This is a genomic window from Haloferula sp. BvORR071 (assembly GCF_000739615.1).
Classification (GTDB): domain Bacteria; phylum Verrucomicrobiota; class Verrucomicrobiia; order Verrucomicrobiales; family Akkermansiaceae; genus Haloferula.
In genome coordinates, this window is record NZ_BATP01000030.1 from 184,391 (window position 1) to 209,669 (window position 25,279).

Below are 25,279 nucleotides of genomic sequence, written 5' to 3' on the forward strand. Positions count from 1 at the left end.
GGCGGCGGGACCGATACACAAACTTGTTTGATCCGGCAAACGGGCAGTTTGTAGCGGCTTGTGACGAAATCGCCCGAATTGTCCCAAACGTGAAGGCGGAGTGAAGAATTGGCGAGTTTGCGGGCGGAGATTGAAGCCAGCCCGGTCCCGGCACATGTTAGCTCGCACCCCATGAGCGACGTTTTCAGGAACGAGCAGGATTGGCGGCCCATCACCTTCGAAGGCGTGGTCTTACCACCCAGCCTGATGGGCATCTCGATCCTCGAAGCGGTATTGGATATTGAGGAAGAAGAGTTGGCCGCCTGGCTCTGGCGCCTGCCGATCTGCAAGGGGCTAAGGAAGAGCGCCCCGGCCGAGCGCTGCGCCCGTTGCGCGGAGCAGACGCTCAACCTGATGCTGGAGCACCGGGAGCAAGTGACCGCCGGGATTACGGAGCGCCTTGCGCTGCAGGGCCTGGACCCGGAGGCGACCTATCGGGAATGGGCCGCTGCCTTGGTCCGCATCATGGAACTGAGCAAGAAAGTGAGAGGCCATCGCCACTGCCACTGGTCGGCTCCCGCCCATGCTTCGGATCACTATGCCGGGGCGGAAAGCGCCAAGCTGCTGCTAGGCAGGATCGATCTGCTCATTCGCAAGGTGGATGATTCGCGGGGCAAGAAAGGCCCCTGAGACGGGCCCGTCTCATGTCGGCCGAATGGATGCTGCCGGCTTGCGGCGCGGTGCCCGCTCCGCTTTGATCGGTCACTGCCATGAAGACCTCCCGCAAGCCTTGGCGAACGAAGCTCCGGCCGGAGATGCAGCCGGAACTTGTCACCGATCCGAAAGGCCGTGGCCTGATGCTGCTGCCCACGCCGATGCTAGTGGCGGAGGAGATGGGCAAGGTCTACGCGGGACAGCTCCTCACGGTCTCCGCGCTGCGGGAGCGCATGGCGCGACGCTTCAAGGCGGACCTGAGTTGCCCGCTGATGACCGGCATCTTCTACAACCTCGTCGCCGGTGCGACGGAAGAGTACCTGGCGGAGGGCAAGGCTCCGCTGGCACCCTACTGGCGGGTGATCCCGGACAATGGGATCTTGAGTCCGAAGACACCCTTCGGTCCTGAACGCCAGGCCGAGCATTTGCAGCAGGAAGGACACAAGGTGCAGCCGAAGAAGGAGAAGCTGGAGGTAGTGGGCTTCCGCGGGGCGCTGGTGCCTTGAGCGGGCTGTGCGCGATCTCCCCTGAGGCTCCTTGTCCCTCTAACCGATTCCTGATCTCATCCGCCAAGCAATGTCGCTCGACACCCCCGACCTCGAATCCCTGTGGCAGATGGTGTGCGGGCAGTTTAGCGGCCCGCGGCACTCCGTCCATGGCCCGGACCATTGGCGGAGGGTGGAGCGCAATGGCCTGCTGCTGGCCACACGCACCGGCGCGGACATCGTGGTGGTTTCACTCTTCGCGCTCTTCCACGACAGTCGGCGCGTGAACGAATGCAACGATCCGGGCCATGGCCGCCGCGGCGCGGACTATGCGGCGAGCCTGCGCGGTAAGACATTCGACCTAACAGACGAACGTTTCGATCTTCTCTACGAGGCCTGCGCCGGTCACACCGATATCGACCATCACGATGATCCCACCATCGGCACCTGCTGGGATGCCGACCGGCTTGATCTCGGCCGCGTAGGATTGGTTCCCGATCCTGACTTCATGAGCACCGCCTTCGGAAAGGAGATCGCCTTGCAGGGCTCAGTCGAGAGCTTCTTATCCGCCCAAACCTGAGCACATCCATGACCGAGGAGACCGACGCACCCGAGATCGGGCCAGCAGCCCAGCGCCAGACCTGGATCACGCCGCTATTCGTGATGATCTGCGTGGGCATCCACATCGGCCTGCTGATGCGCGAGGACCGCTATACATGGGAAACGCTGGCGAGATTCGGCCATCTCACCGCGGAGCGGATCTGGGGAGAAGGCGGCTACTGGGCCATTCTGACCACTACCTTCGTCCATCTGGAGATCTGGCACCTCGCCTTCAACATGTACTGGCTGTGGGTGCTCGGCAGCAAGCTCGAGCTCGCGATCGGCTGGTGGCGATTCATGCTCTTCTATCTCGCCGCCGCCTTTATCGCTTCGGCCTTCCAACTCGCTGTTTCGGATACCACCGGGATCGGCGCTTCCGGTGCGGTCTATGCCATCTTTGGCTTCATGTGGATCGCACGGGCCCGCTACCCGGGCTTCGCCGAACTCATGAATGACAAGACGGTGAAGCTCTTCCTCGTATGGCTTGTGGTCTGCATCGTGATGACCCGGCTCAATCTCCTGCCGGTCGCGAATACCGCGCATTTCGCCGGCCTGCTCTTCGGTGCCGCTATCGCAGAGGCCACCGGGAAGCGACACCGCACGCTGGCATCGGTTGGATCGGTCGTGCTGGTGATTCTCGCCATCGTCCCATTGTTCTGGTGCCCGTGGTCAGCCGCTTGGCTGAAAACGGAAGCTTACCGGGAGCACGCCGCACAGCACTACGAGAAGGCGATCGCGTTCTATGATCGCGTCCTCGAAAAGGAGCCGCAGAATTCCTGGGCTTATCAGAACCGTAGCTACGCCCACCAGAGCATTGGCGATATGAAGGGTGCGCGCGAGGACTTGGAAAAGGCGCGCGCGATCGATCCTTCCATCCCGTTGGAATAGCTCACTTCAGCTCCGCCGCGGTCCACGGTGCTTGGCGTGCCTTGCTCGCCTCGCGCAGCGGAGCCACGATCGACTCGTTCACCGGCGCCGCGTCATTCAACCAAGAATGGCGCACGAAGCTCAGAACGTCCGCAATCTCGGCATCGCTGAGACCAAGCACGGGCGGCATGAGCGAATTGACCTGCAGCTTGCCGGGCACCTCGACCGGACCTGTTAGGCCGCTCAGCACGATCTTCACCAGGGTCTCGGGATTGCCGGCGATGCGGGCATTGCCATCGAGCGGCGGGAAGGCGCCATCGACGCCGGTGCCAGCGCTCTGGTGGCACGCGGCACAGGTGCGCGCATAGACGGCTTCACCGCGGGTGAGTTGTTCAGCAGGGGGGGTGTGCTTCTTCTCGATCTTGTGCTCTTGCAATGCCTCCTTCATGGCCTTGCCCAGCGGTGAGTTGTTCTTCTCCAGCGCGGCCAGCACTTGCGGCGCGCGACCCTGCGCAAAAGCTTTGATGGCGGCCGGATAGATTCGCTCCTTCAGCACGGAGGGATCCGGCGGATTCTCCAGCGAAGCCAGCAGGAAGCCGACATAGTGGCGTGCGGCAGCCATGGCGTAGCAACGATCGAGCACCTCCCCTTGACGGAGCTTTTGCTGGTTGCGGTGCCAGTCGCGAAGCTTACGGCCCAGCGCTTCATCCGCGGGCATGCGGGCGGCGAGCAGGAGCCATTCGCGGATGACGAAGGGATCGGCTTCCCATTTCGGATCGAAGTCGCAGGGCGCCTCCGCTGGCCACAGCGCGTACGCGGCACGACGATCCTGAGTGGAGGCGTCGCGAACATCCTTGAGCACATCAAGGCACCCGGGTGCATCCTTCCTGAAGTAGCCGAGACCCGCCAAGGCGTAGAGGGAATGAACATTCCTGCCGTTGCGCGTGAGCTGGGGGATCAGTTCCTTGTGGCCGCCTTCCACAATCAGGCGCTGGGCATGCAAGCGGCGGACCAGCGACTGATCGAACAAGCCGTCGAGCAAGCTTTCAGGCTTCGCGGGATCGAGGGGCTTCAAGGTCGGTTCGACATCCGGTTTAGGCGGGCTCCAGGAGGTATCCAACTTCGGACGCACCCGGTAGATCCGCCCCATCGCCTTCTCGCGCAGCGGGGTGATGTAGGCCGCTCCCGCTCCACGCTCGACCTTGGTCTGCTCGAAGGGCGCGCCGGGACGATTGTGCTGCACGATGATGTTGTACCAATCCGCGATCCACACCGCGCCATCCGGCCCGGTCTCCGCCGCCACCGGGGCCGACCAAGCATCGGAGCTGGCGTAAAGGTTGTCGCCCTCGAAGGACGCGAAGTAGTCCGCATTCTCCGTGCTCAGACGAGCCGCCGAGACCAAGTGTCCCGTGGGCTCGCAGACGAATGCCACCTTGTTCTGCCAATCCGAGCCGAAGCGCTTGGCGGTATAGACGCCGTGCCCCGCCCCCGCCGTGTAGTGGCGGCCCTTCGCGCGGATCTTGCCGTCGCCAAGCAGCTCCACCGGCGGGTCCCAGCCGTCGGAGCCCTGCACGTCCAGTGTTGTCGGATAGATGCGCGTGCCGCGGTCCGCGCGATGCACGTTGCCACCATCTCCAATCACCTGCCAGCTCGGCTGCCGGTTGGCGGTCGAGCCGAGGACATCGAACTGCTCAGTAAAGCCAAGGCCCCAGGTGTTGTTGGTGGTCTTGCCTAGGAACTCGATCTGCGAGCCATCCGGCAGGAAGCGGAACACGCCGGTGTCGAACTTCACTTGCTTGCCACCCACCACACCATCGAAGCCTGCATAACCGACCGTGCCGTAGATCCAGCCATCGAAGCCGTAGCGCAAGTTCGAGACGCCGGCGTGGGTGTCGTGCATCTTGAAGCCTTCGAAGAGCACCTTGCGCTCGTCCGCCTTGTCGTCGCCATCGGTGTCCTTGAGGAAGAGCACCTTTCCGCCCGAGGTCACGATCACGCCGCCATTCGCATGCACCGCGGAAGTCGCCAGCGCGAGATGGTCCGCGAATACGGTGAACTTGTCCGCGCGGCCATCGCCATCAGTGTCCTCGCAGATCTTGAGCCGGTCATTGCCGCGCTCACCGGTGGTCATGCCATTCGGGTAGTCCAGCGTCTCTACCACCCACAGGCGGTCGCGATGGTCCCAGGTGATGGCAATGGGATGCTCGATGTCCGGCTCGGCGGCGAACAGCGAAAGCTCGAAACTCGCGGGCACTTGCGCCCGCTTCATCGACTCCTGCGGCGAAAGCGGCTCCTGGACCTTGGGTACCGGCACCTTCGCCTGATACTGCGGGGGCAGCATCGGCACGCGATACTCGAGCGGGGGCAAGTTCACGATCGAAACATTCTCTCCCGCGGCCCAGCGGATCCCGCGCTCTAACAGATCGTGGAAGCCCTCCTGCTGCCAGCAGCGCTCGTCGTGGCCGTGTGCGGTGTAAAAGACCCGGCCCTTGCCCTGCTTCCGGATCCAAGTCCACGGCTCCTCATCCCGGCGTTCCAGAATGGTGATGTCATTCGCGAGACGGTGATGGTGGTAGGTCTCGTCCCAAGTCTCAAAGGGCTGGTAGCCCTTCATGATCGGATTCTCCGGCTCCACCACCCGGGCGGTGAAGGTCCCCTCGCCATGATTCTCGATCTGTCCGCCGACAAGGTCGACATAGCCGTCGGTCGACTTGAAGCAGGCCGAGCCGCAATGCACCGGCACGAAGCCGCCGCCATTCTCGACAAAGCCTCGCACCGCCGCGAGCTGCTCCGGCGTGATCACCTGGTGATTCGCGAAGACCAGCAGCACATCGTACTTCGCCAGATTCTCCGGCGTCAGCTCGGACATGCGCTTCTCGTAGGTGAGGTTGATCCCCCGGTTGCCGCTGACCTCCTTGAAGATCCGGTACATGTCGAGGGGCCGGTGGTGCCCGTCATCGCCGAAGAACAGGACCTCCACCCGGCGCGGCTCGGGCTTGGCAGGCGGCTGCTGGGCCAGAAGGCCGAAGGCCCCTAGCAGGAGCAGCGGAAGGATCAGGCGGAGGATTCGCATGCGGTTGGCGCACTCATACGCGTTCCACTGGTCAAATCCGAAGGATTTTTGCGGCAGCCGCCCACCTCATACAATCCCGGGGATCTGCCGGAAAAAAGCGGAACAGGGCGTGGCGGACCTACTCGCCACACCCTGCGTGGCATCATGGCCACCCTCAGCTTGGAAAATGTGAAGTCCCGGTTAGTTCCGAAAGGAAACCCGCAACCGTACGAAGCCCTTGGGCTGAGCTTCCGGATCGATCGGCTGGCGCACGATCGCTCGCTCCCAGAGTTCGTTGATCGGGAATACCTCCGGTGTTACGGGTAGCTCTTGGAAGATGGCTCCCAGGCTGGACGAGTGCTCCACATGGTAAAACACCCCGCCGGACTTCCGCCGCAGATACTCCACCCGCAAAAAGTGCTGGCCACCGCTCTGCTCGAGCGAGATGTGCGGCAGACCCGAGTTGCCAGTGCCAGGGGCGAGGACCCGGTAGTCCGCTTGGGATGGATCGAGGTTGAAGGCGAACTTCACCAAGTTGGGCAGGCCATCGGCAAAGTTAACAGCCTCCGAGTCCTGCCGGATACCGATCAAGCCCCCGGCGGTCGCCCATGCCTGATAATCCCCCGGTATGATGACCTCCGCCCGGAACTCAATCCGGACATTCCCCTCGTTGAGATCGTTCGAAAGGATCTGGACAAGTGCGGATGAGGCCCCCGCCGACTGCGGGACAAAGTTGACCTTGAAGGAGGTGCTTTGAGTCGGGCCGAGGCTGCTCTGCATGCCCGTGGTATCAACGCTGTAGCCGGGGCCGCCGGACGCCACGCCCACCGAGTTGACTTCAAGCGTCCGGTAGAGGGTCGGGCGCACCGTGATGGTGCGGCTCACGACGGCATCAAGCGGCACCTGGCCGAGATCGATGACATAGGGCGGCGGAAGCATGGCTGCCGCCGAGCGGCCATTGCCTGCCGCCGCGACATTGGCGGCGGACACTTCCGCAGGAACCCCGCCGCCGGGGAGACCCGGATTGAGCACCGGGCCGCCCGGAGCAAAGCGCCCCCATGAGGCGAGCGGCCCCGCGGAGGTCCGCTGGCCGAGGTTATGATACCACCCGGCGGAGATGCTGCTGAAGGCTCCCGTGACAGTGGGGGCCGGACTCCCATCGCCCGTGCGACCCCAAGTCACCACGCTGCCGTCCGATTTCAGGGCAAGGCTGTGGTAGGGGCCGGCCGCGATGGCCACCACGCCACTGAGATTGGAGGGAACCGAGGTCTGGGATTCGGTGCTCCGGCCCCAGGCCACCACCGTGCCGTCGTTCTTGAGGGCCAGCGCGTGATAGGCGCCGCCGGCAATTGCCTTCACGTTGCTGAGGTTCGTCGGCGGGAAACTCACGAATTCTTCGCTTCCCGCCACTTGGACGGTGCCATTCGCCCTCAGGCCGAGACTGAAGTTCGCCCCGGCGACGACATCCACCATCCCGGTGAAGGAACTTACATTCAGGCCCGCGACATCCCGTCCCCACGCGACCACCTTGCCATCGGACTTGAGCGCCACCGTGTGATCCCAGCCACAGGCAATCTTGGTCACCGTCGCATCCCGCAGAGTCGTGGGGACCGTAAGCTGGCCGAGATCTGCCGCACCCCAACCTACCAGACTGCCATCATTCCGCAGCGCATAGCCATGATCCCGGCCGTAGGCGATCTGCTTGATTCCGGTCAGGTCCGTAGGAGCTTCATTCAGAAAGCCAGTCTCGTTCCACTCCATAAAGGTCGCGGGGCGGGTTGTTGCCATCCCCGGCGAAGACACTTGGATTCCCGGCACGGTGCGGTGGAGCACTTGAACCGTGAAGCTGCGCGTAACCGTCGCTCCACCGCTGTCGGTCCCTTTGACAGTAGCGGTGTAGCTTTCCGGGCCGAGGACAATGCCGCTGGTAAACGGCCTCCCGGCATAGGTCACCTCGGGCACGATCTCCCCATCCTCGAGGTCTCGAATCACCGGCGGGCGGAAATACACCGGAACCGGTGCTCCCCCGAGGGCGAAAACCGTAATGGTCTTTGGCAGGTAGGTGACGACCGGCGGGTCATTTACCGGGGTGACCTGCACCTTCACCGTCGCGGGCGAGCTGTCGCTGCCACCGTCAGTCACCCGATAGGTGAAGCTGGCCTCGCCGGAGAAATCCTTGGCAGGGGTGAAGACAGCCTGTCCTGTCGAGCCGTTGATCGTCACGCTACCCGCGCCTGCAGCAGGGGGCGACTCCAGTACGAAGAACAGCGGATCATTCTCTTCATCGCTTCCCGCCAGTTGGATATTGAGCGGCTTGTCCTCCGGCGTGGTGAGATCCAGGTGCGTGGCGCTCGGCTTGCCCGTGTAGCCATTGGCGGTCAGCACGATGTCCCACTCGGGGCGCTCCGGATCGCTGCTCCTGACCCGTACGGTCGCGCTCTTGCCTGCCGTGGACGTGGAGGCGAAGGACACGGTGAAAATGCCGATTCCCCCGGGGACCAGGCTTGCCGGGAGGGGCTGCGCGTGGAGTGAGAAACCGGAATCAGACCGCAGGAAAGAGATGCCCGTGACTTGGACGGTGGCCGTGCCGTTGTTCCGCAACACGAAAGTGTGGTGACTCTGGGAACCCGGTGCCACGTTTCCGAAATCGTCGAGGGCGGGAGTCTCCACGCTGGCAAAGGTCTCGCTGCCCGAAGCCGTCATCGCCACGACCTTCGGTGCCGGGAAAGACGGAATGTCGCCCCCCAGGACCTGCCGCTTCCCCCAGAAGATTGCGTGGCCCGCCGTAGTGACCGCGACCGAGTGGTAGTCGCCCGCATGGATCTCCCTCACGTCGCTGAGACCCACTGGAACGTTAGTCTGGCCCTGCGAGTTGTCCCCCCATGCCACCACCGTCCCGTCCTCCTTGAGCGCGAGCGAGTGGGCCAAGCCGCCGGCGATTGCCTTCACCCGGACTCCGGTCAGCGACGCCGGCACATTGCACTGGCTTCTGTCGTTGCGCCCCCAGGCCACCACGCTGCCGTCCTGCTTGATGGCCATGCTGTGGTTGCCGCCCGCTGCAACGGCAATCGCGGTCCCGTTCAAGCCCGCCGGCACGTTCTTCTCGCCATAGCGATTGGCACCGAGCCAAGCGACGACATCCCCAGGCCCCTGCAGGGTCAACAAATGATCATACCCACCCTCCAAACCGTGGATGAAGGAGGTGCCAGGATTATAATAGGTATAGGTCGGCGACTCCCAGAACCTCACCCATCCGTTCTCCTGGAGCGCGGCCGGGCCGTAGGAAGTGAAGGCGAGCTCCTTGGCATTGGTAACCGCCTCCGGACTCGGTTCGGCGGAACTGCCGCTAAAGGTGACCACGGTGCCATCCCGCTTCATCGCCACTACGGCGGTGCGGCTGGCGGCCAGTTTCACCACGCCGGTCAGATCTGCCGGGATTGGCCTGACGGCACCGGAAATTCCATCACTCCACCCAACCAAAGGGCTGGTTTTGTCGTAAGGTGCCTGTCCGTTGCGTTCGATCGAGAGATTGGGCCCCGACGTCACAGCTTCCAAGGTCCCGCCTGAGATAAGGAGAAAGCCCCCGAGCAGAAGGGCGAGTTGAAGAGAATAGCTTCGGAGGAGGGTGGGTCTCACGTGATAACCATGTAATTACATGGTAATTTTAGTAAACAACTTTTGTGTGAAAAACGCAGAATCAGTGCGGGAACCTTTGTGCCAGTGGTATTCCGAACACTCCTCTTGGAACCACAACACCTTGAGAATGAATGTCACTTCTGTTAGGAGATCGAGATAGGAAGAGAGGCATCTTGGTGTCATCTTCCCCGCGCTTTGATGTAGGAAGTGGAAGAATTCCGGACCAGCTTCGCAGCTGACGCGCCGTGTTTCCCCTCGACAGGCCGCGGGTGCCGCGCCAGCGTGGCCGCCGTGACGACGAATCTCCGCGGGCTTCTTGAGCTGCGGCCGCTCCTTCTAGGGCTGGCCACCCGCTGAGCATTTCTTTTTCCTACCGTCGTTTCACCGGCTGCCGCAATTTTCCTGCGGCGACCAACCCTTTTAAGGTTTTCCCATTTTTCTTTTGATCCCGTGAACTCTGCTTCGATTACGAAATACCGGCCCTTCCCGCCGGTGCAACTGCCGGACCGCACTTGGCCGGACCAGACCATCACCACCGCACCCATCTGGTGCTCGGTGGACCTCCGCGACGGCAATCAGGCGCTACCGCAGCCGATGTCCGTGGAGGAGAAGCTGGAGTTCTTCGATCTCCTCTGCCGGGTCGGCTTCAAGCAGATCGAGGTGGGTTTCCCTTCCGCCGCGGACACCGAGTTCATCTTCTGCCGCCGCCTGATCGAGGAAAACCGCATCCCCGATGACGTGACGATCCAGGTGCTGGTGCAGACCCGCGAGCACCTGATCCGCCGTAGCTTCGAGGCCATCGACGGCGCGAAGCGGGCGATCGTCCACATCTACAACTCCACCTCGCCGCTACAGCGCCGGGTGACCTTCGGCGATGCAACGCGCGAGCAGATCCGCGACCTCGCGATCGATGGCGCGAAGCTGGTGAAGGAATTGGTTCCGACCATCCCCAATACCGAGGTGATCCTGCAGTACTCGCCGGAGTCCTTCTCGGACACGGAGCTGGATTTCGCGCTGGAGTGCTGCAACGGCGTGATCGGGGTCTGGGAGCCGACGCCAGAGAAGAAGATGATCGTCAACCTGCCGGACACCGTCCAGTGGACCACGCCGAACATCCACGCCGACATGATCGAGTGGATGTGCCGCCACCTGGACCGCCGCGATTCGCTTATCGTCTCGCTGCATACCCACAACGACCGCGGCACCGGCACCGCTGCCACCGAGCTGGGCCTGATGGCCGGCGCGGACCGCGTGGAGGGCACGCTCTTCGGCAACGGCGAGCGCACCGGCAACCTGGACATCGTGAACGTGGCGCTGAACATGAACAGCCACGGCATTCCGACCGGTCTGGACTTCTCCGACCTGACCCGCCTGCGCGAGGTTTACGAACGTGTGACCCGCATGACCGTGGGCGAGCGCCATCCCTACGCCGGCGAGCTGGTCTTCACCGCCTTCTCCGGCTCGCACCAAGACGCGATCAAGAAGGGCCTCGACCGCCGCGACAAGGAGATCCAAGCCGACCCCAACACCCCTTGGGGTGTGCCCTACCTGACCATCGATCCCCAGGATATCGGCCGCTCCTACGAAGCGATCATCCGCATCAACTCGCAGTCCGGTAAGGGCGGCATTGCCTACATCCTCGACCGCGAGCACGGCTTGGACTTGCCCAAGACCATGCACCCGCAAGTCGGCAAGCGTATCTACGATCTGGCGGACGAACTCGGCAAGGAGCTCTCCGCCGACGAGATCCGCGATGCCTTCTACCGGCTCTTCGCCAACGTCGAGCTGCCGCTAGCGGTGAAGGACTACGAACTCATCCACCATACCGCCGAGCGCGGCCAGGTGGCTTGTACGGCGACCATCGTACTTTACGGCGAGGAGCGGAAGATCCACGGCCTCGGCAACGGCCCGATCAACTCCTTCGTCCACGCCATGGAAAGCGCCGGCATGAAGGACTTCAAAGTGACCGACTACCGCTCACACGCCGTGCGCGGCGGCTCTGACGCCAGCGCCGCCGCCTACGTCCAGGTGCAGCACGAAGACGGCCGCATTCTCTGGGGCTGCGGCATCGATCCCTCGATCGAGATGGCCGGCCTCAAGGCCCTGGTCACCGCGTGGAATTTGCTGCGCTGAGGAAGGCAAGAAATTCAGAAAAACCGGTTGCGCGGACCGAAATCCGCGCGACCGGTAATCCAGAGCCGGACGATTCCCCGTCAATTGATTCGCAAAGCCCGAAGCGAGGCAGAGCGAGGACAGGGAAACTCGCCCGGCTCAGTTTTTTTGTCCGGAAGAGGGGAAAGCGATTTTTCTGCATGCTCAGCCTGCGGATACGGCATTGGGCGGGGGTGCCGAGACCTGCCTAAGCTGCCGCCGATGAAAACGATCGAGCCACAGCAACTTCTGGAGCAACTCAACTGGCGCTACGCCACCAAGCAATTCGACGCCGGCCGCAAGATCCCGGCCGACCAATGGGCGGCCATTGAGGAGGCGCTAGTGCTTTCGCCATCCAGCCTTGGCCTGCAAGCCTGGGCCTTCGTGGTGGTGCAGGATCCCGCCGTGCGTGAAGAGCTGAAGGCTGCCTCCTACGGCCAATCCCAGATCACGGACGCCTCGCACTTGGTCGTCTTCACGGCCCGCACCGACGTCACTCCTTCTGACGTCGATCAATACATGGACCGCATCGCCAAGGTCCGCGGCGTCTCTCCGGATAGCCTCGCCGGTTTCCGCGGTATGATCGAAGGCAGCGTACTGCAAGCCCGCGACACCGCTGGCCGCGCCGCTTGGACCTCGCGGCAGGTCTACATCCCGCTCGGAGTACTGCTGACCAGCGCCGCGCTCATGGGTCTGGATGCCTGCCCGATGGAGGGCTTCGACCCCGCCGCCTACGACCGCATCCTCGGTCTAGCTGAGAAGGGCCTGACCGCCGTGGCGGTCGCAACAGTGGGGTATCGCTCCACCGAGGATGGTTATGCCGCCTTGCCGAAGGTGCGCTACGCGAAGCAAGACGTGGTGCTCCACGTCTGAGACAAGCTCGCGGAAAAATCTGAGAAGAAGCCCTTGCGTGCTTCGGGTTCAGTGCGACCAGTCTTATAGAGCCGGACGGTTCCAAGTCATAAAAACTCGCGACGCCTAAGTGAAGGCCTAGCGATGACTTGGATAATCGCCCGGCTCAGTTTTTGTACGCATTCCGACCCGGTAATTTGACCCGCCCTGACGGCAGGCTTACCTGTGAACACGGCGGCAAATGAACGGCTCCGCGGTCTTTTTCCGCTGCAACCACCGCCGGGACAAGCCTCCCGGTTCCGGCCCAAACGGAAAGCGAGGGTAACCCGATGCTTGCGAGAAAACTCAAAGACTACCTCGACCGGAAGCAGGTCAAATACGTCACCATCACCCACTCACGGGCCTACACGGCCGGCGAAGTGGCCCAAGCGGCCCACATCCCCGGCCGCATGCTCGCCAAGACCGTCATCGTCCTCATCGACGGCGAAATGGCCATGGCCGTGCTGCCATCCAATCATCGCGTCCTGATCGGCGACCTGCGCGAAATGGTCCAATCCGACGACGTGCGCTTGGCGTATGAGAACGAATTCGAGGTACTCTTCCCGGATTGCGAACCGGGCGCGGTGCCTCCCTTCGGCAACCTCTACAACATGCCCGTCTACGTGGCTCCGGACATGGCACGGGAAGGCGAGATCGCCTTCAACGCAGGCTCCCACACCGAGATCATCAAGATGACCTGGCACGACTTCGAAGAACTCGTGAAGCCCCGCATCGCGAGCTTCACCACCTGACAAGCAAGCCGCTCACTGCGAGGCCCGCACGTCCTGCAGGATGATCTGCAGGCTGGTCCGGCCGCGGAAGCAATTCCGGTCGATCGTGAAGGCGATGTCCCAAGGCGGATCCGGCAAAGCCAGCTCCCCGCCGCCGAAGAATACGGCGTCCTGCTCGTGATAGCCCTGGCGGAGGTTCAGCCGCAGGTGCTGGTTCTTCATGTGCACCGGCGGGCGGCTGAGATGGACGCTGCGCGCCATGAAGATCGGCTGCGGGTTGCCGTTGCCGAAGGGTTGCAGCAATTCATAGTCCGCGAGGAATTCCAGCGAGAGCTGGTCGAAGGTGATTTCGGCATCCACGCGCAGCTTCGGCTGGCGCTGCTCGGGGATGGTGTTTTGGAGCACAAAAGCAGCAAAATCACTGCGGAAGGCGTCCATGCGGTCCTCTTCGATCGAGAGACCCGCCGCCATGTCGTGGCCGCCGCCGGCGAGGAGATGGCCGCGGCAGGCATTGATCGCCTGCACCAGGGATACGCCCTCGATGCTCCGGCCGCTGCCCTTGCCGACGCCGCCATCATCAATGGCGACGACGAAGGTCGGTTTGTGGAACTGCCGCATGAGGCGAGAGGCGACGATTCCTACCACGCCGGGGTGCCAGGTCCGTGAGCCCAGCACGATCACCGGATCGCGGGCTGGGTCGAAGCTGCGGGCCAGCATCTCCATCGCTTCGCGGCGGATCTGGTTCTCGTGGCCTTGGCGGCGCTTGTTGTATTCGTCGAGCTTCTCGGCGAGACGTCTCGCAAGTCGCTTACAATCAGTCAGCAATGTCGCCAAGGCGTCTTCCGGAACGTCCATCCGGCCAGCGGCATTCAGGCGCGGGCCGATCCGGAAGCCAACGTCCATGGAGGTCGGCTTGCCGTTCATGCCAGAGACCTCTTGGAGGGCTTGGAGGCCCGGATTCAGGGTCAGGGGCAGGCGTTTCAGGCCATGGCGGACCATGATCCGGTTTTCGCCGACCATCGGCACGATGTCGGCGATCGTCGCGACCGCCACCAGTTCAAGCAACTCCTTGAGGTCGAAAGACTCAATCGGCCGCTCCTTGAGCATCGCATGGGCGAGCTTGAAGCAGACGCCAGCGGCGCAGAGGTAGGTGGGGCCGCCGCCGCACTTCGGGTTCACCAGCGCCACCACATCCGGTCGGCCGCGCGGGCTCGGCTCGTGGTGGTCGACCACGATGACATCCACCCCGTCCGCCCGCAGGGCGGCGATCTCATCGATCGAGACGGTGCCGCAATCGACTGCGATCAGCAGGTCAGGCTTGGGGCCCTCCACCATGCAGCGGGCGAGGGCGGCGCAGCTCAGGCCGTAGCCCTCACTGCTGCGGCGCGGGATGAAATGGCGCGGCTCCAGGCCGTAGGCATGCAGGATCCGCCGAACCACAGCAATCGAGGTCACCCCGTCCACGTCATAGTCGCCGTAGATGCAGACTTTCTCGCCGCGGTCGATCGCTCGGAAAACCCGCATCACCGCCTCGCGCATCTCCGGGATCTCGAACGGATCGCTCAGGTCGCGCAGCTTCGGGCGCAGGAAAGTTTCCAGATGCTCGCCGCTGGGCAGGCCGCGCTGGCGGATCAAATGCTCCAAAATCGCCGGAAAGGCGTGTCCGCGGCCATTTCCGTTGGAATGGAAAGGGTCGCCGCGAAGGATCCAATCGGCGGGAGGCGGACGCATCTCGGTGCGAAGAGAGTAGGCTGCGGCAAGCGTGCCACTCAAGCCTGCATCACTTTCAGTCGAACAATGTCGGTAAATCCCTGTTGCACCAATGCTCAAACGCAAGTTTCACATAATGAGGAGCATTCCGAAACGGGCATAATGCGGGGAGCGCGTCCGGCTCGAAGTAGTCCACGCCGTCGGTTTCGTGGGATTGGGCCAGCTCGCCGCCGGTCGGGCGGCAAAGGAAGACCAGCTTGTAGACATGCTCCGGTTGGCGGGGGTGGCCCTGCTTGTCCTTGTCCCAACAGGCGATCAGCTTGAGGACCTCGACCTCGATCCCCGCCTCCTCGTGGACTTCCTTGGCGGCATTCTCGGCCGGACTTTCGTTCAGATCCGCCCAGCCGCCGGGCAGGGACCAAGTGCCGGTCCCGGCCTCGCGGACCAGCAGGATCTTGCCCTCCGGATTGATCACCGCCGCGCGGATATCCACCTTCGGCGTGGCGTAGCCGATTTCCACCGGCCAGCGGAAGTCCTTCGCCTCCGCCGCCAGGATCTCGGTGGCGATCTCGTGGAGGCGGCGGTAGCGCTCGAGGTCGTAGGGGCCGGTGGAGTAGCGCAAGCCGGCCTCGGCCATGGATTTGAGTTCCCGGGAGACGGCGAGCAGGTCGGTCGGCATGGCGGGGGAATGAGGATGCGGGAGGCGGGAATGTCGAATTTGTTCTCGGGGAGGCGGGAATCTGCGGGGCTTGCCGCGGATAAGGAGCGGGGAGGAATGGCGCGCAGTTAAGACCGGTCTACGACTACCGCGAGCGGTATGTGGAGTGCGGTGGCACGACACCGCTTTGAACTCCCGGGTTGGTGATGTTACGGCAACCGGCTCCGGATTGTCCGGGAAAGAGCCTGGCGGTGGGCGCTTCGTTCACACTGCGGGAAAGGGCTACGAATTGAAGAATGCCAGCGCCCCCGCAGCCAAAGCGGTGTCGTGCCACCGCACTCCATAGGACGCTCCCTGGATTCGGCATCTGCTGGAGCGTCCGGCCACGAAAACGGCCTTAACCAAGCGGCATTCGGGCGGGGACCTTGCTGTCCCCGGAGCGGTCCCTGAGAGCTGGTTCGCCGGGACAGTGCCAGCGACAGTAAGGTCGCTGCTCCTCATGGGACCGCTGGGGCTCGACCGGCCTCCCCCGGGAGCCTTAAAAGCCTTGCGGCGCCATGACCTCCACCCTCCCCCGCAGCCGCCCGCTCTACGTCCTGTGGATCGCGCTGACCATCGGGGCCGGGCTGCTCCTGCGCTCGCGCTTCGTCTCCCTGCCGGAGCCGGTGGAGAAATATGGCGGTGATCTGCTCTGGGCGCTGATGGCCTTCTTCGGTTTCGGCCTGCTGTTTCACCGCAGCTCCACCCGGCGGTTCGGGCTGATCTCGCTGGGCTTTGCCTGGGGCATCGAATTCCTGCAGCTCTACCACGCGCCGTGGATTGATGGGATCCGGGCGACGCGGATTGGGCACTTGATCCTGGGTTCTACCTTCAATCCCCCGGACCTGCTGGCCTATGCGGCAGGGATTGCGCTCGGGGTGGCCTTGGAGGGTTTCCGGCGGCGGCCGCCCGTTTGAAGCTGAAATTCCGGGTCTTGGATTTCTCCATTTCCCATTTCCCGGCGGCTGGCCTAGGAGATGGCGCATGCATCCGTTTCTCGATGAGGGTTTTCACGTGCGCTGGTCCACTTTGGTCCCGGAGGCGGTGGAGCCGGATGTCCGCGTTGCCCTCGAAACCGCCAAGGCCAACCTTGAGGCGGTCTGCCAGGTCAAGCCGGAGGAAGCGACTTATGAGAACACCTTCGGTGCCTTCGAGAAGGCCAGCGACTCGCTGAACCTCGGCTGGGGCCGTCTCCAGCACCTCGACTCGGTCTGCGACGAGCGGGCCCAGCGCGCGGCGCTGAACGCGATGCTGCCGGAGGTCTCCGAGCACTACGCCTCGATCCCCCTGAACGAGCGCCTGTGGGCGGTGCTGAAGGATTTTGGCGAATCGCACGCGGTGAGCGGACTGCCGCCGGTGCAGCAGCGTTTCGTGAACGAGACGATGCTCGATTTCGAACAAGCAGGCGCTGACCTGCCGCCGGAACAGAAGCAGAAGGTCGCCGCGATCGAGGCGGAGCTCTCCAAGCTGACCAAGCTGTACTCCGAGCACGTGCTCGACTCGACCAACGCCTGGGACTTGGTCATCAGCGATGAGTCCAAGCTCGCCGGCCTGCCGGACTCCGCGAAGGCGGCGGCGCTGGCGAATGCCAAGGCCAAGGGCGTGGCGACCGATGAGGCACCCGCGTGGCGCTTCACGCTGCAGATGCCCTCGATGTTCCCGGTGATGCAGCACCTCGATGACGAGGGGATCCGCAAGCAAGTCTGGGAGGCCTCCGTGAAGGTCGCTTCCGAAGGCGAGCACGACAACACCGAGCTGGTCTGGCAGATCCTGGAGCTGCGCAAGGAGAAGGCCGCGATCCTCGGCCAAAAGCACTTCGCCGATCTGACGCTGCAGCGCCGCATGGCCCGCGATGGCGAGACCGCGCTGGCCTTCACCGAAGACCTGCACGAGCGCATCAAGAAGGCCTTCCACGCCGAATACCGCAGCCTCTGCGACTACAAGGCGAGCAAGACCGGCGAGGCAATCGATGGCTTGCAGCCGTGGGAGATCGCCTACTGGTCGGAGAAGCGCCGCAAGGAGCAATACGACCTCGATGATGAGCTGCTGCGCCCCTACTTCCCGGTGGACCGGGTGATGACGGGAATGTTCGACCTCTGCTCACAACTCTTCGGCATTTCGATCCAAGAGCGCCCAGCGACCTTCCACGAGCGCGGCGAGCGCCCGGCGGATGCCTCGGAGAACGAAATCGAAGTCTGGCACCCGGAGGTGAAATTCTACGACCTGCGCGACACCAAGAGCAACGAGCACCTCGGCTCCTTCTATGCTGACTGGCACCCGCGCGAGTCGAAGCGCGGCGGCGCCTGGATGAACTGCCTTTTCACCGGTCACCCGGGCGGCAATGGCGTGGAGCGTGAGGCGCACCTCGGCCTGATCACCGGCAACATGACCCCGCCGGTGGATGACAAGCCGGCGCTGCTGACCCACGGCGAGGTGGAGACGATCTTCCATGAATTCGGCCACTTGCTGCACGGTCTGCTGAGCGATGTGCCGGTGCGTTCGCTGGCGGGCACGAATGTCCCATGGGACTTCGTCGAGCTGCCCTCGCAGATCATGGAGAACTTCTGCTGGGACCGCCGCTCGCTGGACTTCTTCGCGCGGCACTACGAGACCGGTGTGCCGATTCCCGACGAGCTCTACGACCGCATGATCGCGGCCAAGAACTACATGAGCGCGACCGGCTTCATGCGCCAGCTGGCCTTCGGCAAGCTGGACCTCGAGCTGCACAGCCACCTCGACCGCTACACCGGCCGCGATCTCGATAGCGTGGACCGCGAGATCCTGGCCGAGTATCGGGTGCCGCTGAAGACCGACTCACCGAGCATGGCGCGCCGCTTCAACCACCTGTTCAGCTCCCCGACCGGCTACGCCGCGGGCTACTACTCCTACAAGTGGGCGGAGGTGTTGGATGCCGATGCTTTCACGCGCTTCCAGGAGAACGGCGTGATCGATCCGGAAACCGGCAATGCTTTCCGCGAGCACATCCTCTCAAAGGGCAACTCCGAGCCGGTGGACGAACTCTACCGCCGCTTCATGGGCCGCGATGCCTCGCTGGATGCGCTGCTGAAACGCTCGGGCCTGGATGGACCGGAGATCCTGATCGCTGGCGAGACCCCGGCTCAAGCCTTGGCCTAAGCGACGCAAACGCGAATCGGGATTGCCTTTTTACTCCGCATTCCCCACTCCGCGTTCCGCACTTCCCCATGTCGCGCACCGGCATTCTCTTCCTCGTCTCCGGCCCCTCGGGTTCGGGGAAGTCCACGCTCTGCCGTCGTCTCGCCTCAGAGAAGGAAGCGGAGTTCTCCGTGTCCTGCACCACCCGCCAACCGCGCTTCGGCGAGACCCATGGGCGGGAGTACTTTTTTCTAACAGAGGAGGAGTTCGCCGCGAAGGTTGCTGCCGGGGATTTCCTGGAGCATGCCTTGGTGCATGGCAATCACTACGGCACGCTGCGCAGCGAAGTACTCAGCCGTCTTGCTGATGGGATTGATGTGGTGATGGACATCGACGTGCAGGGCGCGGCGCAGGTCCGCTCCTGCGATGACGAATCGATCCGCCTCGCGCTGGTGGATCTGTTCGTGATGCCGCCGGATGAGGCGGAGCTTGCCCGGCGTCTGAATGGGCGCGGGACGGACAGTGCTGAGGTGATTGAATTGCGCCTGCGGAATGCGATCGATGAGATGCGGCATTGGCCGGAGTATACTTACCGTTTGCTCTCCGGGGCACCGGAGGATGACTACGCGAGGTTCAAGTCGCTGTTGATTGGGGAGAGGTTAAGGGTGGCGAGGCTGAGGCGCTAGGTTGCCAACGGTGTTTGACGCTCCAAGAACGGCAAAGCCGTTCCCTCTTATAGCCCAAGGTTGGGCCGATTCGTCCTTTGCAGCCTGAAGGGCGAAGAAGGACGAATCGGACCTACCTTGGGAAAGCGCCGCGGCATTCATCAACCTCAACGAGGTTGCCTCGGTGCGCCCTAGTCCCAGAGATACCTTTCGTCGTAGGCTATCCCGTATTTGGTGAGAAACGCTCGATACTCGTCTTGGAAACTCCGCTTGCGATGATGCTCCTCTTGCTTGGCGATGTACTCGCGGACCATTTCCACCTCGCCTTGGCCGACAGAGAATGCCCCATAGCCGCCCTGCCAGGAAAAGTCTTTCAATAACACGTCACGCTGTTTGATCCAAAGGCTGGAGGAACGCTTCAGCTCCCGTACCAGATCTGATACGGACATGATCTTTGGAAGCACCAAGAGCTGATGAACGTGATCAGCCACGCCTCCCACGATAATAGATCTCCCACCATGTTCATTCACCACGCCACCGAGATAGTGGTGCAGTTCCATTCGCAGTTCGGGATTGCTTAGAAACGGTTCGCGGTCCTTCGTCGAATAAATCAGGTGGACGAGAAGGTTCGTCAACGATTGGGGCATTGAGCGGAACTACACCAGAAGACCACACCGAGGCAACCTCTTCGAGGTTGATAGATGCGGTGTCCGGTTCCCAAGGTAGCCGCTCCTACGTCCTTCTTCGCCCCCCGGGCTTCGAAGGACTCGTCGCGGCAACCTTGGGCTATAGGAGGGAACGGCGTTGCCGTTCTTTGAGGCTTCGGTCGCGAGGCGTTCCCTAGCGCCTCAACCCCGCTTCCTTCCGCAACTCCCGTAATTTCGAGCCTGCAAAACCATCGAGTTGCCGTCAGTATCCACACCATGCGCATCCTGGCATCCGCCTTTCTCGCTTCATCCCTCTGCGCCTCCGCTGCCGAACCAATCTGGATCGAGGGCGAGGCCGCGACCGAATCCAAGGTCGCGAAGCACCCGTGGTATCACGGCGAGGTGAAGAAGGACGAGCTCTCCGGCGGGGACTTCATCTCGCACTTCTCCAAGGAGTATCCGGGCACCGCCAGCTATGACTTCGAGGCTGCGGAAGCCGGCGACTACGATTTCTGGGTCCGCGCGAATCCGGTCCAGAGCCAGCTCTCCTATCAGCTCGACGGCGGCGCTTCCCAGGCGATCGACATGTCGAAGCGCCAGACCGGCAACGTGAACATCGCCAGCAACGACAAGCCGGACCTGCGCTTCGTGGCCTGGGCGCAGGTGGGCACGCTGAAGCTGAGCAAGGGCAAGCACCGTGTCTCCTTCCGCTTCGACAGCCCGAACGAGAACCATGGCAGCCTCGATTGCTTCGTGCTCGCGTCGGCTGCCGCGGCCTTCGTGCCGATGGGCATCCTCAAGCCCGCGGAGATCGCGGCGCAGCGCGACAAGCTGGCGAAGGAGAACGAGGGCTGGGTACCGTGGATGCCGCCGAAGGATTCCTTCAAGGATGCGCTGTTAGATCTACGATCGCTGAATGAGAAGTTCGCGGGCGAGAAGGGTGGGATCGGCACCAAGGGCGCTGACTTCGTTTACAAGAGCACGGGCGAGAAGGTCCGCTTCTGGGCGGTCAATGGCCCGCCACCGGAGCTTCAGGGCGAGGACCTGGCCGAGTGCGCGCGGATGCTGGCGAAGCACGGCGTGAACCTGGTCCGCATTCATGGCGCGGTCTTCGATGGCAAGACCGGCACGCTCGACCCCAAGAAGATCGACCACATCCGCGAGGTAGTGGCCGCGATGAAGAAGGAGGGCATCTACTCGCACCTCTCGATCTACTTCCCGCTGTGGATGACACCCGAGGCTGGACCCGGCTGGCGCGAGGGCTACGACGGCAAGTCGCATCCCTTCGCCCTGCTCTACTTCGAGCCGGAGTTCCAAAAGCTCTACCGCTCGTGGATGGAAGCGCTGCTCACCAAGCCCGGCAGCGATGGCAAGAAGCTCGCCGATGAGCCCGCAGTGATGAACGTGGAACTCATCAACGAGGACTCCTTCTTTTTCTGGACCTTCGACGAGAAGAACATCCCCGCGCCGCAGCTCCGGAAGCTGGAGGCGCTCTTCGCGAAGTGGGCTGCCAAAAAATACGGCTCCACGGAGAAGGCGCTGGAAGCATGGAAGCTCCCCCACCCGCACGATGCTTCGGACCGCCTTGGCTTCCGCCCGCTCTACCAGATCTTCACCGACAAGAAGCTCCGCGATCAGGACACCGCGGCCTTCCTGCTAGAGACGCAGTCGCATTTCTACGGTGATACCGCGAAGTTCCTGCATGGGCTCGGCTACAAGGGCATGGTCACCGCCTCGAACTGGACGACGGCCAACAACGACATTCTCGGGCCGCTAGAGAAATACAGCTACATGCCCGGCGACTTCATCGACCGCCACGGCTATTTTTCCTGCCTGCACAAGGGCGAGGCCGCCGAGTGGTCGATCCGCGAGGGGCATACCTACCGCGACCGCAGTGCGCTGCGCTTCGAGCCGGAGGAGGCCAATCGCCGCCTCGATTTCTCGAACCCGGCGGCCGACCCGATGTTCAACAACCGGCCCTCGATGATCTCCGAGACGACCTGGAACCGGCCAAACCGCTATCGTGGCGAGGCCCCGCTCTTTTACGCGGCGTACGGGGCCCTGCAGGGCAGCGATGCGGTGGTTCACTTCGCGCTCGATTCGAAGGATTGGTCGGTGAAGCCCGGCTACTTCATGCAGCCCTGGACCCTGATGTCGCCCACCCAGATGGGGCAATTCCCCGCCGCCGCCGCGATCTTCCGCCTCGGCTTGGTGCGAGAGGGGGAGGTGTTGGCGGATGTCTCGCTGTCGATGGATGACGCTTTCGCCCTGAAAGGCAGCCCTCTTGCCCCGGCGGCGAATCTCGACGCCCTGCGCCAGGCCGATACGCCCGGCAGCAAACGCAGCAGCGGGGGTGGCTCAATCGATCCGCTGATCCACTATGCGGGCCGTACTTCGGTGCGGATCGGTGATGCCTCATCCCCACCGCTCAAGCTCGGGGATATCAACAGCTACATCGACCGCGCCAACAAACAGGTCCGCGCCACCAACGGCGACACCCTGCTCGACTACGGCGCGGGTCTGCTGACCCTGCGCGCGCCTGCTGCCCAGGGTGCCATCGGCAATCTCAGCGAGGCCGGCACCATCACCCTCCCCAATCTCGAAATCCAATCATTCATGGAACTCGGCGAGATCGTTGCCGTGGCCCTGGATGGCAAACCTCTCGCCACCTCCAACAAGATCCTCCTGCAGGTCATGAGCGAGGAGAAGGCCAGCGGCTTTGCCACCACCGAAGCGGCGGGCGGGATCCACAAGATCACCAACATCGGCAGCGATCCCTGGCTGGTGAAGAAGTTCGAAGGCGAAGTGCGACTGAAGCGTCCCGATGCCGCGAAGCTGAAGGTCACGGCCCTGGATGCAAACGGCCAGAGCGTCGCCGCCGCCGGCAATGCGAACCGCATCACCCTACGGCCGGATACTGCCTACTATCTGATCGGCCCTGCGTCCTGAGGGCTCACGATATTCCGCATTGGCCCCGCGCCATCCCGCGCTATTTATCCCCCATGAACATCGTCCTCGGCATCACCGGCTCGATCGCCGCCTACAAGGCGGCCGACATCGCCTCGCAGCTGGTCAAGGCCGGCCACGAGGTCCATGCCGTGATGACCAAGGCCGCCACCGAGTTCATCACCCCGCTCACCTTGCAGGTCCTCACCCGCCAGCCGGTGCTGGTCACGCTGGAGGACGAGAAGCAGAGCTGGAAGCCCGGCCACATCGAGCTGGCTGACAATGCGAATCTCTTCCTCGTCGCCCCGGCCAGCGCCGACGTGATCGGAAATTTCGCCAATGGCCTTGCGCCGGATCCGCTGTCCTCGATCTACCTCGCCCTGCCCCGCAGCACCCGCGTGCTGATCGCGCCGGCGATGAATGGCAAGATGTGGCTGCACCCGGCAGTGCAGCGGAATGTGGCGAAGCTGATAGAAGACGGCTGCCACTTCATCGACCCCGCGACGGGTGACCTCGCCTGCGGCTATCAAGGCGTGGGCCGCATGGCCGCAGTGGAGGATATCCTGACGGCAATCGCTTGATTCCCAATCGGCGGAGAGGAGCCCCCTTGCGCGGCGGGGATTCCGCGATATTTTGGGTGATTGGAGGGCAGCTTTCCCCTCCCCGATACAGGCGTTCCTTGGTCTGGCTGCCCGCCAGGGGACGCCTCATTTATCATACAGGTCCGGGATCTTGCGTAGAACCTTGAGGCTGACGTTTGAAGGACTAGCCAACTGTTCTAATTTTTGGCAGGTTGGCGATGTTTCAAAAACCCCAATCCTTCCCTAATGATCGAAAACGTAATCGTTCTCGGTGCCGGCAGTGCTGGCCTGATTGCAGCCCTTTCCCTGAAGCGCAAGATCCCGCAGTTGCGGGTCCGCGTCGTCCGCAGCCCCGATATTGGCGTCATCGGTGTGGGCGAAGGAACCACCCCGAATTTCCCGCGCCACATCTTCGACTACCTGGGCATTCCCCGGAAGCGCTTCTATGAGCTGGCCGAGCCGACCTGGAAGCTGGGCATCCGCTTCCTGTGGGGTGAGCGCGGGCGCTTCGACTACACCTTCGCGCCGCAGCTCGACTCCCACTGGTCCGACCTGCCGCGCCCGAATGGCTACTACTGCGACGACGACTTCGCGAATGTGGACATCACCTCCGCGCTGATGCGCGAGGGCAAGGTCTTCCAGCGCCAGGCGAATGGCGCGCCGGATGTGCAGCCCTGGCACGCCTTCCACGTGGAGAACAAGCTCTTCGTGGACATGCTCGAGACCATCGCGCGTGAGGCCGGGGTGCAGATCGTGGACGGACGCGTGATCGGTTCCGACCGCGGCGACAAGGGCATTACCGCGATCCATTTGGAAGACGGGCAGCGCCTGGAGGCGGACTTCTTCATCGATGCCAGCGGTTTCCGCAGCGAGCTGCTAGGCAAGGCTTTCAACGAGCCCTTCAACGACTTCGGGAATACCCTCTTCTGTGACCGCGCTGTAATCGGCGGCTGGGATCGCACCAATGAGCCGATCCTGCCCTACACCACCGCCGAGCAGATGGACGCGGGCTGGGCCTGGCAGATCGAGCACGAGCGCCACATCAACCGTGGCTATGTCTTCAGCTCGCAGTTCCTCACCGATGACCAGGCGGCGGAGGAGTTCAAGCGCAAGAACCCGAAGGCCCCGGAAGCGCCGCGGGTGGTGAAATTCCGCAGCGGCGCCTACAAGCGCATGTGGGTGGACAACGTGGTGGCCATCGGCAATGCCGGTGGCTTCGTCGAGCCGCTCGAGGCCACCGCGCTGATGATCGTCTGCTCGCACTGCCAGACTCTGGTGGACTTCTTGCTGCACTCGGAGCTCAGTCCCACCGATTCCTTCCGCGATCTCTACAACGAGCTCACCGACCGGACCTGGGGTGACATCCGGGACTTCCTGGGCCTGCACTACAAGGGCAACACCGCGATGGACACACCCTTCTGGCAGCACTGCCGCGCGGATACAGACCTCTCGGGGATCCAGGGGCTCATCGACTTCTACGAGGAGAACGGTCCCACCGGCTTCTGCCGCTACCGGATCCCAAGCACGCAAAACGACTTCGGCATCGAGGGCTACTTCGTCATGCTCGTCGGCAACCGCTGGCCGTACAAGAAGCGCCACAAGGCTGGCGCCGGTGAGAAGGCCACCTGGGAGAAGCACCGCTCCGGGAACATCGCGATGGCCAAGCGCGGCATCGATGTGCGCGAGGCGCTTTCCTACGTCCGCCACCCCGGCTGGCAGTGGAATGCCGACGTGCCGCAACGGCAGCTGGCGGGGGTCTAACAGCAGCGCCGTTCCGTCTTTCAAGCCCAGGGTTGGCCGCAAGGCCTACCCT

Annotated in this window: 18 protein-coding genes; 13 read left to right on the forward strand and 5 right to left on the reverse strand. The window is 63.1% G+C overall.

The window, feature by feature from the left end; all coding sequences use genetic code 11:
* Positions 1-171 precede the first annotated feature (171 nt).
* The 4 genes from BV071_RS17140 to BV071_RS17155 all read left to right on the forward strand — a co-directional run bounded on the left by BV071_RS17140 (position 172) and on the right by BV071_RS17155 (position 2,666).
* On the forward strand, positions 172-669 hold the full coding sequence (locus BV071_RS17140) for a hypothetical protein (RefSeq protein ID WP_035609691.1): 498 nt from the start codon (positions 172-174) through the stop codon (positions 667-669).
* A gap of 80 nt (positions 670-749) precedes the next feature.
* Entirely contained in the window at positions 750-1,199 is a 450-nt protein-coding gene (locus BV071_RS17145) for a hypothetical protein (RefSeq protein WP_052573475.1), read from the forward strand.
* A 70-nt stretch (positions 1,200-1,269) separates the two neighbouring features.
* Positions 1,270-1,758, forward strand: a complete 489-nt coding sequence (locus tag BV071_RS17150; RefSeq protein ID WP_265594543.1) for a hypothetical protein — start codon at positions 1,270-1,272, stop codon at positions 1,756-1,758.
* Positions 1,759-1,766: 8 nt separating this feature from the next.
* Positions 1,767-2,666 (forward strand): rhomboid family intramembrane serine protease, encoded by a 900-nt coding sequence (locus tag BV071_RS17155; protein ID WP_035609694.1) that lies wholly within the window; start codon positions 1,767-1,769, stop codon positions 2,664-2,666.
* A 1-nt stretch (position 2,667) separates the two neighbouring features.
* Here the strand turns inward: BV071_RS17155 and BV071_RS17160 are convergent, their stop codons facing one another.
* Both BV071_RS17160 and BV071_RS33155 read right to left on the reverse strand, forming a co-directional pair.
* On the reverse strand, positions 2,668-5,718 hold the full coding sequence (locus BV071_RS17160) for a PVC-type heme-binding CxxCH protein (protein WP_052573476.1): 3,051 nt from the start codon (positions 5,716-5,718) through the stop codon (positions 2,668-2,670).
* 180 nt (positions 5,719-5,898) lie between these two features.
* Complete coding sequence (locus tag BV071_RS33155) at positions 5,899-9,333, reverse strand: choice-of-anchor D domain-containing protein (protein WP_265594544.1); 3,435 nt, start codon at positions 9,331-9,333, stop codon at positions 5,899-5,901.
* 450 nt (positions 9,334-9,783) lie between these two features.
* Here BV071_RS33155 and leuA point away from each other — a divergent pair, with 450 nt between their 5' ends.
* From leuA to BV071_RS17185, 3 genes are all read left to right on the forward strand, one after another.
* Entirely contained in the window at positions 9,784-11,466 is a 1,683-nt protein-coding gene (gene leuA, locus BV071_RS17175; protein ID WP_035609696.1) for a 2-isopropylmalate synthase, read from the forward strand.
* A gap of 240 nt (positions 11,467-11,706) precedes the next feature.
* Entirely contained in the window at positions 11,707-12,357 is a 651-nt protein-coding gene (locus BV071_RS17180) for an NAD(P)H-dependent oxidoreductase (RefSeq protein ID WP_035609699.1), read from the forward strand.
* A 308-nt stretch (positions 12,358-12,665) separates the two neighbouring features.
* Positions 12,666-13,127, forward strand: a complete 462-nt coding sequence (locus BV071_RS17185) for a YbaK/EbsC family protein (protein WP_035609701.1) — start codon at positions 12,666-12,668, stop codon at positions 13,125-13,127.
* Between the two features lie 12 nt (positions 13,128-13,139).
* Here BV071_RS17185 and recJ read toward each other — a convergent pair whose 3' ends face one another.
* Complete coding sequence (gene recJ, locus BV071_RS17190) at positions 13,140-14,837, reverse strand: single-stranded-DNA-specific exonuclease RecJ (protein WP_035610035.1); 1,698 nt, start codon at positions 14,835-14,837, stop codon at positions 13,140-13,142.
* A gap of 55 nt (positions 14,838-14,892) precedes the next feature.
* A complete protein-coding gene (locus tag BV071_RS17195) occupies positions 14,893-15,495 on the reverse strand; it encodes an NUDIX hydrolase (protein WP_035609704.1) in 603 nt (200 codons plus the stop codon).
* A gap of 536 nt (positions 15,496-16,031) precedes the next feature.
* On the opposite strand from BV071_RS17195, the gene BV071_RS17200 reads away from it, so the two are divergent.
* The 3 genes from BV071_RS17200 (at position 16,032) to gmk (ending at position 19,313) form a co-directional block, all read left to right on the forward strand.
* Entirely contained in the window at positions 16,032-16,430 is a 399-nt protein-coding gene (locus tag BV071_RS17200; protein WP_035609707.1) for a DUF2809 domain-containing protein, read from the forward strand.
* Positions 16,431-16,497: 67 nt separating this feature from the next.
* A complete protein-coding gene (locus tag BV071_RS17205; RefSeq protein ID WP_052573478.1) occupies positions 16,498-18,648 on the forward strand; it encodes a M3 family metallopeptidase in 2,151 nt (716 codons plus the stop codon).
* Positions 18,649-18,716: 68 nt separating this feature from the next.
* A complete protein-coding gene (gene gmk / locus BV071_RS17210; RefSeq protein WP_035609709.1) occupies positions 18,717-19,313 on the forward strand; it encodes a guanylate kinase in 597 nt (198 codons plus the stop codon).
* Between the two features lie 170 nt (positions 19,314-19,483).
* Here the strand turns inward: gmk and tnpA are convergent, their stop codons facing one another.
* Positions 19,484-19,927 (reverse strand): IS200/IS605 family transposase, encoded by a 444-nt coding sequence (tnpA, locus tag BV071_RS17215; protein ID WP_265594545.1) that lies wholly within the window; start codon positions 19,925-19,927, stop codon positions 19,484-19,486.
* A 288-nt stretch (positions 19,928-20,215) separates the two neighbouring features.
* Here tnpA and BV071_RS17220 point away from each other — a divergent pair, with 288 nt between their 5' ends.
* From BV071_RS17220 to BV071_RS17230, 3 genes are all read left to right on the forward strand, one after another.
* Complete coding sequence (locus tag BV071_RS17220) at positions 20,216-22,888, forward strand: hypothetical protein (protein WP_035609714.1); 2,673 nt, start codon at positions 20,216-20,218, stop codon at positions 22,886-22,888.
* Between the two features lie 53 nt (positions 22,889-22,941).
* Positions 22,942-23,466, forward strand: coding sequence for a flavoprotein (locus tag BV071_RS17225; protein WP_035609716.1), 525 nt, complete (start codon positions 22,942-22,944; stop codon positions 23,464-23,466).
* A 246-nt stretch (positions 23,467-23,712) separates the two neighbouring features.
* Positions 23,713-25,227, forward strand: a complete 1,515-nt coding sequence (locus tag BV071_RS17230) for an FAD-dependent oxidoreductase (protein ID WP_035609719.1) — start codon at positions 23,713-23,715, stop codon at positions 25,225-25,227.
* The last annotated feature ends 52 nt before the right edge of the window (positions 25,228-25,279 follow it).

Excerpts from the sequence above, each read along its gene's own strand:
- BV071_RS17140 (WP_035609691.1), top strand. The coding sequence starts at position 172 with ATGAGCGACGTTTTCAGGAACGAGCAGGATTGGCGGCCCATCACCTTC.
- BV071_RS17185 (WP_035609701.1), top strand. The coding sequence starts at position 12,666 with ATGCTTGCGAGAAAACTCAAAGACTACCTCGACCGGAAGCAGGTCAAA.
- BV071_RS17155 (WP_035609694.1), top strand. The coding sequence starts at position 1,767 with ATGACCGAGGAGACCGACGCACCCGAGATCGGGCCAGCAGCCCAGCGC.
- BV071_RS17220 (WP_035609714.1), top strand. The coding sequence starts at position 20,216 with ATGCGCATCCTGGCATCCGCCTTTCTCGCTTCATCCCTCTGCGCCTCC.
- BV071_RS17225 (WP_035609716.1), top strand. The coding sequence starts at position 22,942 with ATGAACATCGTCCTCGGCATCACCGGCTCGATCGCCGCCTACAAGGCG.
- BV071_RS17180 (WP_035609699.1), top strand. The coding sequence starts at position 11,707 with ATGAAAACGATCGAGCCACAGCAACTTCTGGAGCAACTCAACTGGCGC.
- recJ (WP_035610035.1), bottom strand. The coding sequence starts at position 14,837 with ATGCGTCCGCCTCCCGCCGATTGGATCCTTCGCGGCGACCCTTTCCAT.
- BV071_RS17205 (WP_052573478.1), top strand. The coding sequence starts at position 16,498 with ATGCATCCGTTTCTCGATGAGGGTTTTCACGTGCGCTGGTCCACTTTG.
- BV071_RS17195 (WP_035609704.1), bottom strand. The coding sequence starts at position 15,495 with ATGCCGACCGACCTGCTCGCCGTCTCCCGGGAACTCAAATCCATGGCC.
- BV071_RS17230 (WP_035609719.1), top strand. The coding sequence starts at position 23,713 with ATGATCGAAAACGTAATCGTTCTCGGTGCCGGCAGTGCTGGCCTGATT.
- BV071_RS17145 (WP_052573475.1), top strand. The coding sequence starts at position 750 with ATGAAGACCTCCCGCAAGCCTTGGCGAACGAAGCTCCGGCCGGAGATG.
- gmk (WP_035609709.1), top strand. The coding sequence starts at position 18,717 with ATGTCGCGCACCGGCATTCTCTTCCTCGTCTCCGGCCCCTCGGGTTCG.
- BV071_RS17200 (WP_035609707.1), top strand. The coding sequence starts at position 16,032 with ATGACCTCCACCCTCCCCCGCAGCCGCCCGCTCTACGTCCTGTGGATC.
- BV071_RS17150 (WP_265594543.1), top strand. The coding sequence starts at position 1,270 with ATGTCGCTCGACACCCCCGACCTCGAATCCCTGTGGCAGATGGTGTGC.
- BV071_RS17160 (WP_052573476.1), bottom strand. The coding sequence starts at position 5,718 with ATGCGAATCCTCCGCCTGATCCTTCCGCTGCTCCTGCTAGGGGCCTTC.